At 65.3% G+C, this 12,650-nt stretch carries 12 protein-coding genes; 7 read left to right on the top strand and 5 right to left on the bottom strand.

The features are described from left to right. Positions 1 to 54 precede the first annotated feature (54 nt). A complete protein-coding gene (locus tag QU596_RS10860) occupies positions 55 to 1,653 on the bottom strand; it encodes a tryptophan halogenase family protein (protein WP_308515530.1) in 1,599 nt (532 codons plus the stop codon). A 133-nt stretch (positions 1,654 to 1,786) separates the two neighbouring features. Here QU596_RS10860 and QU596_RS10855 point away from each other — a divergent pair, with 133 nt between their 5' ends. The 3 genes from QU596_RS10855 (at position 1,787) to QU596_RS10845 (ending at position 4,299) form a co-directional block, all read left to right on the top strand. Next, complete coding sequence (locus QU596_RS10855) at positions 1,787 to 2,767, top strand: GIN domain-containing protein (RefSeq protein ID WP_308515529.1); 981 nt, start codon at positions 1,787 to 1,789, stop codon at positions 2,765 to 2,767. A gap of 61 nt (positions 2,768 to 2,828) precedes the next feature. Continuing rightward, the gene (locus tag QU596_RS10850; protein WP_308515528.1) at positions 2,829 to 3,560 is read left to right on the top strand and encodes a head GIN domain-containing protein; all 732 of its coding nucleotides are present in this window, start codon (positions 2,829 to 2,831) and stop codon (positions 3,558 to 3,560) included. 34 nt (positions 3,561 to 3,594) lie between these two features. Beyond that, positions 3,595 to 4,299: a GIN domain-containing protein gene (locus QU596_RS10845; protein WP_308515527.1), complete on the top strand. Its 705-nt coding sequence runs from the start codon at positions 3,595 to 3,597 to the stop codon at positions 4,297 to 4,299. Here QU596_RS10845 and QU596_RS10840 read toward each other — a convergent pair. The 3 genes from QU596_RS10840 to mgtE are packed head-to-tail and all read right to left on the bottom strand — an operon-like array spanning position 4,292 to position 6,865. After that, a complete protein-coding gene (locus QU596_RS10840) occupies positions 4,292 to 4,969 on the bottom strand; it encodes a CADD family putative folate metabolism protein (protein ID WP_308515526.1) in 678 nt (225 codons plus the stop codon). The two genes, QU596_RS10845 and QU596_RS10840, sit on opposite strands and share 8 nt — an antisense overlap. 48 nt (positions 4,970 to 5,017) lie before the next feature. Beyond that, positions 5,018 to 5,419 carry a DUF1489 family protein gene (locus tag QU596_RS10835; RefSeq protein WP_308515525.1) on the bottom strand — a complete coding sequence of 134 codons (402 nt, stop codon included), beginning with the start codon at positions 5,417 to 5,419 and terminating at the stop codon, positions 5,018 to 5,020. A 39-nt stretch (positions 5,420 to 5,458) separates the two neighbouring features. Continuing rightward, on the bottom strand, positions 5,459 to 6,865 hold the full coding sequence (gene mgtE / locus QU596_RS10830; protein WP_308515524.1) for a magnesium transporter: 1,407 nt from the start codon (positions 6,863 to 6,865) through the stop codon (positions 5,459 to 5,461). A 107-nt stretch (positions 6,866 to 6,972) separates the two neighbouring features. On the opposite strand from mgtE, the gene QU596_RS10825 reads away from it, so the two are divergent. The 3 genes from QU596_RS10825 (at position 6,973) to QU596_RS10815 (ending at position 10,545) form a co-directional block, all read left to right on the top strand. After that, positions 6,973 to 7,422, top strand: a complete 450-nt coding sequence (locus tag QU596_RS10825; protein ID WP_308515523.1) for a peptidylprolyl isomerase — start codon at positions 6,973 to 6,975, stop codon at positions 7,420 to 7,422. 41 nt (positions 7,423 to 7,463) lie between these two features. After that, positions 7,464 to 8,174 carry an SDR family NAD(P)-dependent oxidoreductase gene (locus QU596_RS10820; protein WP_420030917.1) on the top strand — a complete coding sequence of 237 codons (711 nt, stop codon included), beginning with the start codon at positions 7,464 to 7,466 and terminating at the stop codon, positions 8,172 to 8,174. 61 nt (positions 8,175 to 8,235) lie between these two features. Further along, positions 8,236 to 10,545: a CDC48 family AAA ATPase gene (locus QU596_RS10815; RefSeq protein ID WP_308515522.1), complete on the top strand. Its 2,310-nt coding sequence runs from the start codon at positions 8,236 to 8,238 to the stop codon at positions 10,543 to 10,545. Here QU596_RS10815 and QU596_RS10810 read toward each other — a convergent pair. Further along, positions 10,542 to 11,840: an MFS transporter gene (locus QU596_RS10810; RefSeq protein WP_308515521.1), complete on the bottom strand. Its 1,299-nt coding sequence runs from the start codon at positions 11,838 to 11,840 to the stop codon at positions 10,542 to 10,544. The genes QU596_RS10815 and QU596_RS10810 overlap by 4 nt on opposite strands. A 168-nt stretch (positions 11,841 to 12,008) precedes the next feature. On the opposite strand from QU596_RS10810, the gene QU596_RS10805 reads away from it, so the two are divergent. Then, the gene (locus tag QU596_RS10805; protein ID WP_308515520.1) at positions 12,009 to 12,650 is read left to right on the top strand and encodes a class I SAM-dependent methyltransferase; all 642 of its coding nucleotides are present in this window, start codon (positions 12,009 to 12,011) and stop codon (positions 12,648 to 12,650) included.

The following is a 12,650-nucleotide window of genomic DNA, read 5'->3' as shown; positions in this document are numbered from 1 at the left end:
TACCGTTCGTTCAGCCGTGAATTTCCGCCACGCTGTGGCTTGAGCGACACGAAGTCAGCTCGCGCCAAACCCTTCGTAACGCAGGCTGAAGCTGACTTGCGGGGAAGCAGCTTCGGCCTTGAGCTGCGCGGTGGCCGCCTCCGTGCTGGTCGGCAATCGGCGGACGAACTCGCCGTGATCCATCATTCGGCCGGCAGCTTCGTCGATGACCTCTTCAACGTCCTTGAGGAACCCTGTGATGTCATCGATGGGGACGAATTCGGTGACTGGGTCGGCGCGCGCCTCAAAACCTTGGCCCAGCAGAACCTGCACCCAGCTTTCTTCGGCGAACAGTTCCTGAGCGCTGCGCTTGAAGAAGCGCCCGGATGAGCGGAAGAGGTCGAAGCGCTCGTTCAATGTGTCCGGCACGTCCATTTCGCGCACGTGATCCCAAAACGGATCGCCGCTTCGACGTGTCACCTTGTAATGCGCGATAATGAAGTCGCGGACATCCTCATATTCGGTCCGCGCCTGGCGATTATATTCCGCGACGTCCGCCTCGGCGAAATTTTCCGCCGGGAACATGGCGAGCAAGCGATGAACGCCGGTCTGGATGAGGTGAATGCTGGTCGACTCCAGCGGCTCGAGAAAGCCCGAGGAAAGGCCGATCGCGACAACATTCTTGTGCCACGACTCCAGCCTGCGCCCGGGGGCGAACTTCACTGGGCGGGGGTCCGCTTGGGCGGCGCCATCGAGTCCCGCCAGCAGCGACCCCGCCACCTCGTCGTCGCTGATGAGGCCGGACGCATAGACGTAGCCGTTGCCAATGCGGTGCTGCAGCGGGATGCGCCACTGCCAGCCTGCCCGCCTCGCCGTGGAGCGGGTATAGGGCGTCACCGGTTCGACGCTTTCGCAAGGCACCGCCTGCGCACGATCACACAGCAACCACCGGCTCCAGCTTTCGTAGCCGATGCCCATCGCATCGCCGATCAGCAACCCGCGCATTCCGGAGCAGTCGACGAAGAGGTCGCCTTCAACCTCGCGGCCGTCGGTCAGGACGACCTTTTCCACGTAGCCGTTTTCACCGTTTTTGATCACGTGGACGATGCGGCCTTCGACACGCTTCACGCCCCGCGCTTCGCTTTCGGTCCGGAGGAAGCGGGCGAGCAGCGATGCATCGAAGTGAAAGGCGTAATCGATATCCGCGAGCGGCAGGTTCGGGTTGCGCGTGTCGGGGAAGGCGAATTTGTTGCGGAGCGACGCCACGCAGTTGAGCGAATAATGGTCGAAATGCTTCACCTGATCCGGCGCCCGCTCACGCGCGGCCAGCCACAATTGGTGGGGATGCAGCCAGAGCATGTCGCGGCCGATCTTCCCGAAACCGTGAATGTACTTTTCGCCGGGCGCGCCCCAGTCGACGAACTGAATCCCGAGTTTGAAGGTCGCCTTGGTCGCGGCCATCATCTGCAGAATATCGACCCCAGCCAGCGCGAAGAAATTGCGGATGTGTGGGATCGTGGCCTCCCCCACACCCACGGTGCCGATCTCTTCAGATTCGACCAGCGTGATCTCAACCTTGCTAAGCCACTGGGATAGCACGGCGGCGGTCATCCACCCGGCGGTTCCCCCGCCGACGATCGTGACTCTCCGCACCGGCTTGTCGGCTGCTGCCATCCGTCTCTCCGCAATAGTCGTCGCGTCGTATCGACCGAACCTCCATCGACGGGCAACCCCACACACGGATTCTCATTGCGACGGAACTTCCGATTGTGTATTGGTGTTGTAATACACTGATTAGGAGGTCGTCATGCCCCGCCAGCTCGCGATTGAGATACTCGAAGCCATCGTCACGCATTATCAGGCCCGCCGCGAGCAGGAGCGCGATGGCCGGAGAGACCGGGACCGTCGGCATCCGCGGCATGACGTTCGCGGCGAGGACAAAACGTTCGACGTGCAGCCCTTCGACCAGGTGCACGTGTCCGGACCGTTCGACGTCGAAATTCAGACTGGCGAGAGCTGCGGCGTGGAAGCTTCCGGGTCAGACGAGGGCCTCGCCGCCCTTTCCATTGAGCAAGATGGTGCGCGCCTGTTTATCGGTTGCACGGACGATGGTCTGGACGAGGCTGTTTCGATCGTCGTCACGCTCGAAGAATTGAAATCGGTGCAGCTGACGGGCTCCGGCGATGTGACGATCGACCGCGTGGAAGGCGATGTTTTCGAATGTGCCAGTTGCGGTTCCGGCGATGTCTCCATCGAGTCGCTGACCAGCGGGAGCGCCAGGATTTCCTTGGCTGGATCGGGCGACGTCCAGATCGACGAACTCAACGGCGACCGCGCCGAGGTCTCGCTGCTCCGCTCAGGCGATCTGACGATCGAAACGATTGCGTCGTCAGCGTTCAAGCTGTCTGTGAATGGCTCCGGGGACGTATCGATCGACCAATGTGAAGGCGATGAGTTCGAGGCGACGCTCGCCGGATCCGGCGATCTGACGATTGCCAACATCAGTGTCGATCAGGCGAGGTTTTCGCTATTCGGGTCCGGCGACTGCTCGATCGATGGCGGCACCATCACCAACGGTTCGTTCGAGACCGCCGGATCGGGAGACATCAGCGCCGAAGATGTCGAAGTCGCCGAAGCTCGCATCTCGATCTGCGGGTCCGGCGATGTCTCGCTGCAAGCGTCCGACTCTGCCGACATCACCATCATGGGCTCCGGCGATGTCAGCGTCACCGGCGGCGCGAAGTGCACCATCCATGGTGGCGGGTCCGGCGACGTCCGCTGTTCCTGACGGCATTGCCGCGCGCGACTTTTCTGGCATCATCCACCGCATAAACGGGGAAATTGACACCATGCGTACCACCATCATCGCCACCATCGCTGCATCCGCCGCCTTGTCGGCCTGCAACGTGCACAGCTCGGACGACGAGGACGCTGGCCCGGCTGTCTCGCGCAACTATCAGGTCGGCAATTTCGAACAGATCGAGGTCGCGGGTCCGTATGAGGTGCAGGTGCGCACCGGCGCCAACCCCAGCGTGTCGGCGAACGGATCGCAAAAGCTTCTCGAGAAGACGGTCGTCGAAGTGAAGAATGGAAAGCTGATCATCCGCCCTGGCCAGAAGCGCAGCTGGTTCAACTTTGGCGGCTGGTCGACCCACGGCAAGGCAACGATGATGGTCACCGTCCCGCAATTGACCGGCGCGACCATCGCCGGCTCGGGCGGCATCCGCATCGACAAGGTGAAAGCGGACGACTTCAAGGGCGTCGTCGCCGGTTCGGGCGACCTCGACGTGGGCACGCTCGATGTTCAGGACCTGAAGGTTGACATCGCAGGCTCGGGCAGCATCAAGGGCGCGGGCAAGGCGGCTTCCGCCAAATATGACATCGCCGGATCGGGCGATGTCGATGCCGCGCAATTGCAGACCGAGGACATCAAGGTGTCGATCGCCGGATCGGGCAGCGTGCGTGCCCACGCGACGCGGACTGCGGACGTGGACATCATGGGGAATGGCGACGTCGACATCAGCGGCGGCGCCAAGTGCAAGATCAACAAGGCCGGCTCGGGTGACGTTCGCTGCTCTTAGGCGGTCGTTAACCACAATCGTGGGAGGTGGGCGCATGCGCACCTCCCTGATCGTCGCGGCGATGCTGGCCGCGATTGCTTCGCCGGCTTCCGCCGCCAGCCGTAATTTCGGCGTCTCGGGCTTCACCAAGATCCGGGTCGACGGGCCGTACAAGGTCACGGTGACGACAGGCATTCCGCCCTTCGCCAAGGCCACGGGAAATAACGCCGCGCTCGATCGCGTAGCCATCGACGTGCGCGGCGACACCTTGGTGGTGCATCCCGGAAGCGGGTCGTGGGGCGGCTACCCGGGCGCCGACGCCGGCCCTGTCGAAATCGCGATCGGGGTGCACGAGCTCAGCAACGCCTGGGTCAACGGCGCCGGCTCACTATCCATTTCCCGCGTGAAGGGACTGAGCTTCGCCTTGTCGGTGCAAGGCGCGGGCGACGCGCAGATCGACAGCGTCGACGTCGACCAGCTGAATGTTGGCCTGGTCGGCAGTGCAAATGCCAAGCTGTCCGGGAAAACCAAGAAGCTGACGGCGCTCGTCCGCGGAATTTCGACACTGATTGCGTCCGATCTTCAGGCCACTGATGCGACCGTCGGCGCCGAGGGTGCAGCGACCGTCGACGCCAACGTGACCAATTCGGTGAAGGTCGACGGGACGGGCAACGCGACCATCCGCTTTGCCGGACGGCCGGCCTGCACGCTGAAGGTCGCCGGCTCGACGACCGTCAGCGGCTGCAAAACCACTAATTGATCGTCGCGCGGGCCTCCACGCCCGAGAGGAAATTCCACAGCGCGCCGGCAAGCTCTTCGCCGGCCGCGACGGCTTCGGCCTTTTCATTCTCCGTCAGGCGGTCGAGCAGTGAACGGCACACCGCGCTATGCTCGACGTCCGCGCTTTCGTGGACGCGGAAGAAGCGCAGCGTCGCCTCGTCCTCGATGCCGTAGCGGTCGATCAGACCCTCGATCTTCGCGCTGGCGACGCCGGGGAACTGGCTTTCGTAGGCGTATAGTGCGCCAAGGCCCGCGGCATAGGATTGCCGCGACAGCTTGCGGAACGTGTCGATCAGGGTCTGCGTCTCGCCGTTCAGCTGCTGTGCGCGCACGGCGTCTTCACTTTCCCCGAGCCCGCAGGCGAACATCATCCACAGGCTGGCGTGATCCTGCTTGCCCGCCTCGATGCCTTCTTCCTCGGCCAGGTTCTCGGCCAGCATCCGGCGGCCGTCGCGATCCGGGCAGGCGCTGTGCACCGCGCTCACCGCGCGCGGAAAGGCTTCGACGTGATGGAAATACTGACGAGCGTAGTCGCGCAACGTGGCGAGCGGGAGCCGTCCCTCGGTCCACGCCTGGTAGAAGGGATGGCTGAGCATGGCGCGGTCAGCGACCTTCGAGTCGATCAGCGCGGACGTGGTGAGCGTGGTCATGTGAAGCCTCCCTGTTGACTGGAGGGTCCGATAACGTCGGCTCGCCGACTATAAAAGGGCCAGAGCGGCGAGCCGTCCGTAGAGCCGCGGAGGCAGTGTGCCGAGCCCGCTGCCGTCATCTTCGGTCGACGGCGCGTCGTCGTTTTCAAGATAGCGCCAGCCCTGGTGCGCACGGCGCGGCATCGGGGCGACGGTCTCCAGCTCGGCCGAGCAGACGATGTCGATGCGGCCGTCCTCGCGGTCCGCGAAACTGAGAATTTCCTGCCGGGCGATAATCCGGTGCTTCACGATCCAGTGCAGCGACCCGCCGACCAGCTCGGCAGCGCGCTTGGGACGCATGCGCGTCGGCACGCGCAGCTCGTCACCGACCGCGCGCGAAGCAATCCGCGCCTGGAGCGCCTCGAGGTCGCGGCAGGCGAATGCCACCTTGGTCATGTGAAGTTTCGGCACGGGCGCGATTTGCTTCGAGAGCGCAGCGATTTCAAGCGTTTAGGGAACGAGGAAGAGCGCCGCGAGACCGAGAAAGGTGAAGAAACCCATGACGTCGGTCATCGTGGTCACGAAAACCGCCGAGGCCACGGCCGGGTCCAGACGCGCCTTGTCGAGCGTGACCGGCACCAGCACCCCGACGAGGCCGGCGACCAGGCTGTTGATCAGCATCGCCATGCCGAACACCACTGAGAGCGTCGCGTTACCCAGGACGACGTAGCTTCCGATTGCGCCAACCAGGCCAAGCGCCGCGCCGTTAGCAATCGCAATGCGGAACTCGCGCAGCAGCATCCACGCGGTGTTGGCGCTCGTCAGCTGGTTCGTGGCCAGAGCGCGCACCACGACTGCAAGAGTCTGCGTCCCCGCATTCCCGCCGAGTGCCGAGACGATTGGCATCAGCGCGGCGAGGATTGCGAAGCGCCCGATCTCGCCACGGAACAGGCCGACCACGGATGCGGTGCAGATCGTCGCGCCCAGGTTCACCACCAGCCACGCGACGCGCGTGCGGATGGTCATCGGCAAGGGCTCGTTGATGTCGCCTTCGCCCGCACCGGACAGCAAGGTGATGTCCTCGCCGGCCTCCTGCTGGATGATGTGCACGATGTCGTCGACGGTGATCATGCCGACGAGACGCCCACTGTCGTCGGTCACCGCAGCGGACACGAGCGCGTACTTCTGGAAGCGCCTCGCGACGTCCTCCTGATCCATGTCGACCGGGATCAGGGTCTGCTCGCGCGCCATGATCTCGCTGACCATCTTCGTCCGCGGCGTTCGCAGGATGGTCGACAGCTTGCACGTTCCGACCGGGTGGTGGTCGGGACTGACCACGAACACTTCCCAGAAGTCCGTCGGCAGCTCTGCGTTCGACCGCAGGTAGTCGATGACCTGCCCGACCTTCCAATGCTCCGGCACCGCGCACAGATCGCGCTGCATGAGGCGTCCGGCGGACTCCTCCGGAAAGCTGAGGGCTTCCTCGACCGCGGCGCGGTCGTCGGGCTCCATCGCCCGCAGCACCGCCTGCTGGTCGTCGGCGTCGAGATCCTCGATCAACGCGACCGCGTCGTCCGTGTCCAGCTGACCGGCGATGTCCGCGACCTGCTGCGGCTCCATCTCGTCGATCAGCTCTTCACGGACGTAATCGTTGAGCTCGGCCAGCACGTCGGGGCTGATGATCCCGGCGAGCGCCTTGACGAGGCCCTCGCGCTCATCGGCGCGGGCGAGCTCGATCAGGTCGGCAACGTCGGCCGGGTGCAGAGGCTGGACCAGATTGCGCGCGGTCTCGTCGTCGCCGGCTTCGACCGCATCCAGCACGCTGTCGACGAAATCCGTGCGCAGCCGGTCTTCCTTGTCGACCGGGGACTGCGATTCGTGCGGCTGGGCGTCGGGGAGGAGGTCGTTGTCGGCCATGTCGCTCCCTCGGTTGGTCGTTGCGACGCCCTCCTATGGTCGCCGCCGCTCTGGCGCAACCGTGCCCACGTGCCTAAACGGCGCGCAATTCAATCAGGAGCATTACCATGGCCGACCGTCTTACCTTCAACCTCTCGACCGGCGGCGATGTCGTCATCAAGCTCCGCCCCGACGTCGCGCCGGGCCATGTCGAGCGCATCACCGACCTCGCCAGCAGCGGCTTCTATGACGGCGTGAAGTTTCACCGCGTGATCCCGGGCTTCATGGCCCAGGGCGGCGACCCGACCGGCACCGGCATGTCCGGCTCCGACAAGCCGAACCTCAAGCAGGAATTCTCGAGCGAGCCGCACGTCCGCGGCACCTGCTCGATGGCCCGCACCAGCGACCCCAACAGCGCCAACAGCCAATTCTTCATCTGCTTCGGCGACGCCCGCTTCCTCGACAACCAGTATACCGTCTGGGGCCAGGTCGAGAGCGGCATGGAATATGTCGACGCCCTGCCGGTCGGCGAACCGCCGCGCGAGCCGGGCACGATCGTCAAAGCGACCGTCGCCTGAAGAAGGTCGCCCTCATCACTGGCGCTTCGGCCGGGCTTGGCGTGGAATTCGCGCGCCAGCTCGCCGCCGACGGCCACCGCCTCGTCCTGGCCGCCCGCCGCACCGACCGGCTCGACGCGCTGGCCAAGGAACTGGGCAAGGCGCGCGCGGTCACCATCGACCTGTCCAAGGCTGGCAGCGCGGCGAAGCTCCTCGCCGACCTCGAGGCGAATGGCGAGACCGTCGACCTGCTGATCAACAATGCGGGCTTCGGCTTGATCGGCAAGTTCGCGGAGCTCGACGCCAAGCGCGAGCGGCAGATGATCGACCTCAATGTCGCGACGCTGACCGACCTCTGCCGCGCCGTCGCGCCGGGCATGATCAAGCGCAAGTCTGGCGGCATCCTCAATGTGGCCTCGACGGCCGCCTTCCAGCCGGGGCCGAAGATGGCCGTCTATTTCGCGACCAAGGCGTTCGTCCTGTCGCTCAGCGAAGCGCTGCACGAAGAGCTGAAGCCACATGGCGTTCGCGTATCGTGCCTGTGCCCGGGACCGACGCGGACCGAGTTCGGAGACGTTGCCGGCTTCGGCGGCAACGGCCTGTTCGACCGTGTTGCGATGGATGCGCCGGGCGTCGTGAAGGCGGGTCTCGACGGCCTTGCAAAGAACAAGGCGGTGGTGGTGCCGGGCCTCGTAAACAAACTTGGCGCGTTCAGCGGAAGGCTCGTGCCGCGCGCCGTCACTCGTAAAATCGCGGGGTCGATCAAATATTAGGGGAAACCGCCGCGGCCTCGCGCCGTTGGCATGGTGGGACGAGAGCGGGTCAGGAGACAATATGCCGCAAGCAGACACGATCGATCGCGTGACGTCGCGCAAGGTTCAGGTCGCCAGCCTGCCTCCCGCCGACAGCGGCCGCGGCTTCGCTCGCTTGCCCGACCGCCTCATGGACGAACTGGGCCTTAGCGAAGGCGACGTGATCGAGATTGTCGGCAAACGCACCACTGCCGCCCGCGCGATCCGCCCTTATGGCGAAGATGAGAATATCGACATCATCCGCCTCGACGGCCTGCAGCGCGCCAACGCCGGCGTCGGGTCGGGCGATTTCGTCGAGGTTCGCAAGGCCGAATCGAAGCCCGCCACCCGCGTGGTCTTCGCGCCTGCCCAGCCCAACGTCCGGCTTCAGGGATCGTCCGACGCGCTGAAGCGCACCTTTGCTGGCCGCCCGCTGACCGCCAGCGACACGGTCGCAACCAATGCGCACCAGCGCGTCAACGCCGACGTTCCCGACAACATCCGCCAATTGCTCAACGCGCCAGCCTTCGCGCTCCAGGAATTGCGGCTGGTGGTCGTCTCGACGGCGCCGCAGGGCATCGTCCACATCGACGCCAAGACCACCGTCGAGCTGCTTCCTGAATATACCGCGCAGGACGGCGAACGCCGCGCGGACGTAACCTACGACGACCTCGGCGGCATGCGCGACACCATCGATGCGCTGCGGGAGATGGTCGAGCTGCCGCTCCGCCACCCTGAGCTGTTCCAGCGCCTCGGTGTCGATCCGCCGAAGGGCGTGCTGCTCCACGGCCCGCCCGGCACCGGCAAGACCTTGCTGGCTCGCGCTGTCGCCAATGAAAGCTCGGCGAAGTTCTTCCACATTGCGGGCCCGGAGGTGATGGGTTCCGCGTACGGTGAGAGCGAGCGTCGCCTGCGCGAGCTGTTCGAGCAGGCCGCCGAGAATGCGCCGTCGATCATCTTTATCGACGAAATCGATTCGATCGCGCCAAAGCGCGGCCAGGTCAGCGGCGAGGCGGAAAAGCGGCTGGTGGCTCAGTTGCTGACCCTGCTCGACGGGATCGAGCCGCGCCAGAACACGGTCGTGATCGCGGCCACCAACCGGCCTGAGGCGATCGACGAAGCGCTCCGCCGTCCGGGCCGCTTCGACCGGGAAATCATTGTCGGCGTCCCTGACCAGCCGGGCCGCCGCGAGATCCTCGGCATCCACACGCGCGGAATGCCGCTGGCGCCCGACGTCGATCTCGATGACCTCGCCCGCCGCACCTACGGGTTCGTCGGCGCCGACATCGCGTCGCTGACGCGCGAGGCCGCGCTGGAAGCCGTGCGCCGCATCATGCCCCGGCTCAATCTCGCCGACGATGTCATCCCACCGGATGTCCTCGATTCGCTATCGGTCGAGTTGCGCGACTTCGACAACGCCCTGAAGCGCGTGCAGCCGTCCGCGATGCGCGAGGTCATGGTCGAAGCCCCGACCATCCGCTGGGACGATGTCGGCGGTCTCGACGAAGCGCGCGAGCGTTTGCGCGAAGGCGTCGAACTTCCGCTCAAGCATCCCGAAGCTTTCCGCCGCATCGGCATCCGTCCAGCCAAAGGCTTCCTGCTCTATGGCCCGCCCGGGACCGGCAAGACCTTGCTCGCCAAGGCCGCGGCGCGCGAAGCGGAGGCGAACTTCATCGCCACCAAGTCGTCCGACCTGCTCAGCAAATGGTACGGAGAGAGCGAGCAGCAGATTGCCCGCCTGTTTAACCGCGCGCGCCAGGTCGCACCGACGATCATCTTCATCGATGAGCTCGACAGCCTGGTTCCGGCGCGCGGCGGCGGCCTTGGCGAACCGCAGGTCACCGAGCGCGTGGTCAACACCATCCTCGCGGAAATGGATGGCCTCGAGGAGCTGCAGAACGTCGTCGTCATCGGCGCGACCAATCGCCCGACGCTGATCGACCCGGCGCTGCTACGCCCAGGCCGCTTCGACGAGCTGATTTACGTCGGCGTGCCCGACACGGCCGGCCGTCGCCGCATCCTTGCGATCCACACCGAAGGCATGCCGCTGTCCAAGGACGTCGATCTGGAAGCGATTGCGCGCCGGACCGAGCGATTCACCGGTGCGGACCTCGAGGACCTCGTGCGCCGCGCGGGCCTAACCGCGCTTCGTCGCGGGCTGGAGGAAGCCAATGTGACCATGGCCGACTTCGAGGTCGCGCTGGGCGAGACCCGTGCGTCGGTCACCGCCGAGATGCTCGAAGAATATCAGCGCATCCAGGACACACTGAAGAGCGAAGCGACGCGCCCGATGCCGGGCATCGGGTTCGTGCTGCCGGGGATGCTGCGGCCCAAGGCCGGCGGGAAGGACTAAGCGGCGAGGCGCTGGCGGCCCAACACCGCCAGCCCAAGCAGCAGCACGGCGAACACCGCGAACGGCGCGTTGTGCCACCAGCCGTAGAGGCTGATGCCAAGTGCCGGCGCCAGCACGTAGCTGATGCCGTTGGCGGCGGTGATAACGCCCGCGACCGCGCCCTGCTCCGCGAGCGGGACGGCAAGCGACGCGCCGGCGGTGAACCCCGGGCGGGTAAATCCAAAGCCGAGCGAGGCGACGGCGAACCCGATCGTGATGCCGTACAGATCGGCGGACAGCATCGTGCCCAGCAAGCCGATGGCCGCGATCAATGCGCCCCATAGGATCAGTGCGCGGGGCGACAGGTTCAATCGCGGGATAAGGCCCCATTGCGCACCGAGCGTCGCCACCGCGCCGGCCATCATGACGATCGCGATCGGTCCTTCCGATCCGGATGGCGGGAGGTGCAGCCGGTCGATGACAAAAAAGCCAATGCACGTCAGCGTCGCCGCCTGCGCGTGTCCGGCCGCGACGCCCGCGAGGATCCACGGCCGCACGCGCGGGTCTCTCCAGCTCAGCCGCTTCTGCCGGCGCGGTGATGTCGAGGCGATGACGCTGGCACCTGTTGGGGTGGTCGCAAGCGAGGGATAGCTCATCGCCGCGCCATGTCCCGCCCGCCTGCCGCCGTGATCGTTCGGCAGCCAGCGCAGGATCGAGAAGAACACGGCTGCCGCGATGATCGCAAACGCAAACAAGGGGCCAGCCAGTCCGACCACCGGCAATACGAACAACGGCGCGACTGCCGGGCCGATGATTGTCCCCAAGCCGAAGGACGACGACAGCGCCGACAAAGCGGCGACCCGCCCGCCGCGCCGGGTCTTCGAGGCAAGATAGGCTTGCGTTGCGGATGGCGTCGCGCAACCGAAGCCGCCGTAGATGGCGCGGAACACGGCGAACAATCCGAACGTCAGCGCGCCCGAGATCCATCGGTTGAGACCCGCGTACAGCGCGATGCCGCACAAGGTCATCGACACGATGAACCCCCCGACGCCCATCATCGTCAGCGTCTTGCGGCCGTGGCGGTCGCTTTTCTCCGCCCAATAATTGGCGAGCAGCACCCACAGCACCGCGGACCAGGTGTAAGCGATCGCGACATAGAAATCGGCGATGCCGATCTCTCGTCCAATCGCGGGCATGATCGACTGCAGCGCGGTATTCCCTGCCGCCGCGACGAGCATCGCCGCGTACAGAAGCAGGAAATGCGGCGTCGTGAGCGCGGTCGATCCGACGGCGGGTTTGCGTGCGATCAGGGCCACCCGCCACGCATAGGAAAAGCGTGCGCCGAGCGGAACCGTGGCGGCACGGTTCGATGAACTTTTGCGGAATCGTCCCGTGGGATCCGCAGCTTGTCGCGTTGGAACCTTGCCAAGGGCCGATGCATTTGCCAACGCTCCGGCCCTCCATCGCCCCGTCACGGAGCCTTCATGCCTTCTTCTTCTGCGCGCACGCTAAAAAGTCCTCGTCGGCTGCAGCGCAATCGCGACCGCCGCGCGCCCAGCCCGCAGTGGCAGTTCCTCCGCGGCTTCATCAAGAATCCAGTCATGGTCGGCTCGATCATTCCGTCGAGCCGCGTGCTGATCGACAAGATGCTCGACCCGGTCGACTGGGCGAACACCAAGCTGTTCGTCGAATATGGCCCGGGCGTCGGCACCTTCACCCGCCCGATCCTCGATCGGCTTGGACCTGACGCGAAACTGGTCACGATCGATACCAACCCGGACTTCACGCAATATCTCAATGAGCGGATCGACGATCCCCGCCTGGTCACGGTGACCGGGTCGGCCGCCGACGTCGAAAAGATCCTTGCGGATCGCGAGCTCGGCAAGGCGGACTACGTGCTGTCGGGCCTACCCTTCTCGACGCTCCCGCCGGGCGTGGGCGACGCCATCGCCAAGGCGACCTCGAACGTCGTCCGCAAGGGCGGCGCGTTTCTGGTCTACCAGTTCAGCCCGAAGGTGCTCGATTTCATCAAGCCGCACTTCGCGCCGATCAAGCGCGGCTTCGAATGGATCAACGTGCCGCCGGCGACCCTTTTCTGGGCGTACAACGGCGACGCCGAAGCCTGA

This window comes from Sphingomonas flavescens (genome assembly GCF_030866745.1).
GTDB lineage: Bacteria > Pseudomonadota > Alphaproteobacteria > Sphingomonadales > Sphingomonadaceae > Sphingomicrobium > Sphingomicrobium flavescens.
Note: the sequence above shows the minus strand (reverse complement) of the source record. Positions and strands in the feature narration are given on the sequence as shown.

What these genes read in the sequence shown, in the direction of transcription:
- QU596_RS10840 (WP_308515526.1), bottom strand. Translation starts at nt 4,969, where the DNA reads ATGACCACGCTCACCACGTCCGCGCTGATCGACTCGAAGGTCGCTGAC.
- QU596_RS10860 (WP_308515530.1), bottom strand. Translation starts at nt 1,653, where the DNA reads ATGGCAGCAGCCGACAAGCCGGTGCGGAGAGTCACGATCGTCGGCGGG.
- QU596_RS10855 (WP_308515529.1), top strand. Translation starts at nt 1,787, where the DNA reads ATGCCCCGCCAGCTCGCGATTGAGATACTCGAAGCCATCGTCACGCAT.
- QU596_RS10850 (WP_308515528.1), top strand. Translation starts at nt 2,829, where the DNA reads ATGCGTACCACCATCATCGCCACCATCGCTGCATCCGCCGCCTTGTCG.
- QU596_RS10815 (WP_308515522.1), top strand. Translation starts at nt 8,236, where the DNA reads ATGCCGCAAGCAGACACGATCGATCGCGTGACGTCGCGCAAGGTTCAG.
- QU596_RS10805 (WP_308515520.1), top strand. Translation starts at nt 12,009, where the DNA reads ATGCCTTCTTCTTCTGCGCGCACGCTAAAAAGTCCTCGTCGGCTGCAG.
- QU596_RS10845 (WP_308515527.1), top strand. Translation starts at nt 3,595, where the DNA reads ATGCGCACCTCCCTGATCGTCGCGGCGATGCTGGCCGCGATTGCTTCG.
- QU596_RS10825 (WP_308515523.1), top strand. Translation starts at nt 6,973, where the DNA reads ATGGCCGACCGTCTTACCTTCAACCTCTCGACCGGCGGCGATGTCGTC.
- mgtE (WP_308515524.1), bottom strand. Translation starts at nt 6,865, where the DNA reads ATGGCCGACAACGACCTCCTCCCCGACGCCCAGCCGCACGAATCGCAG.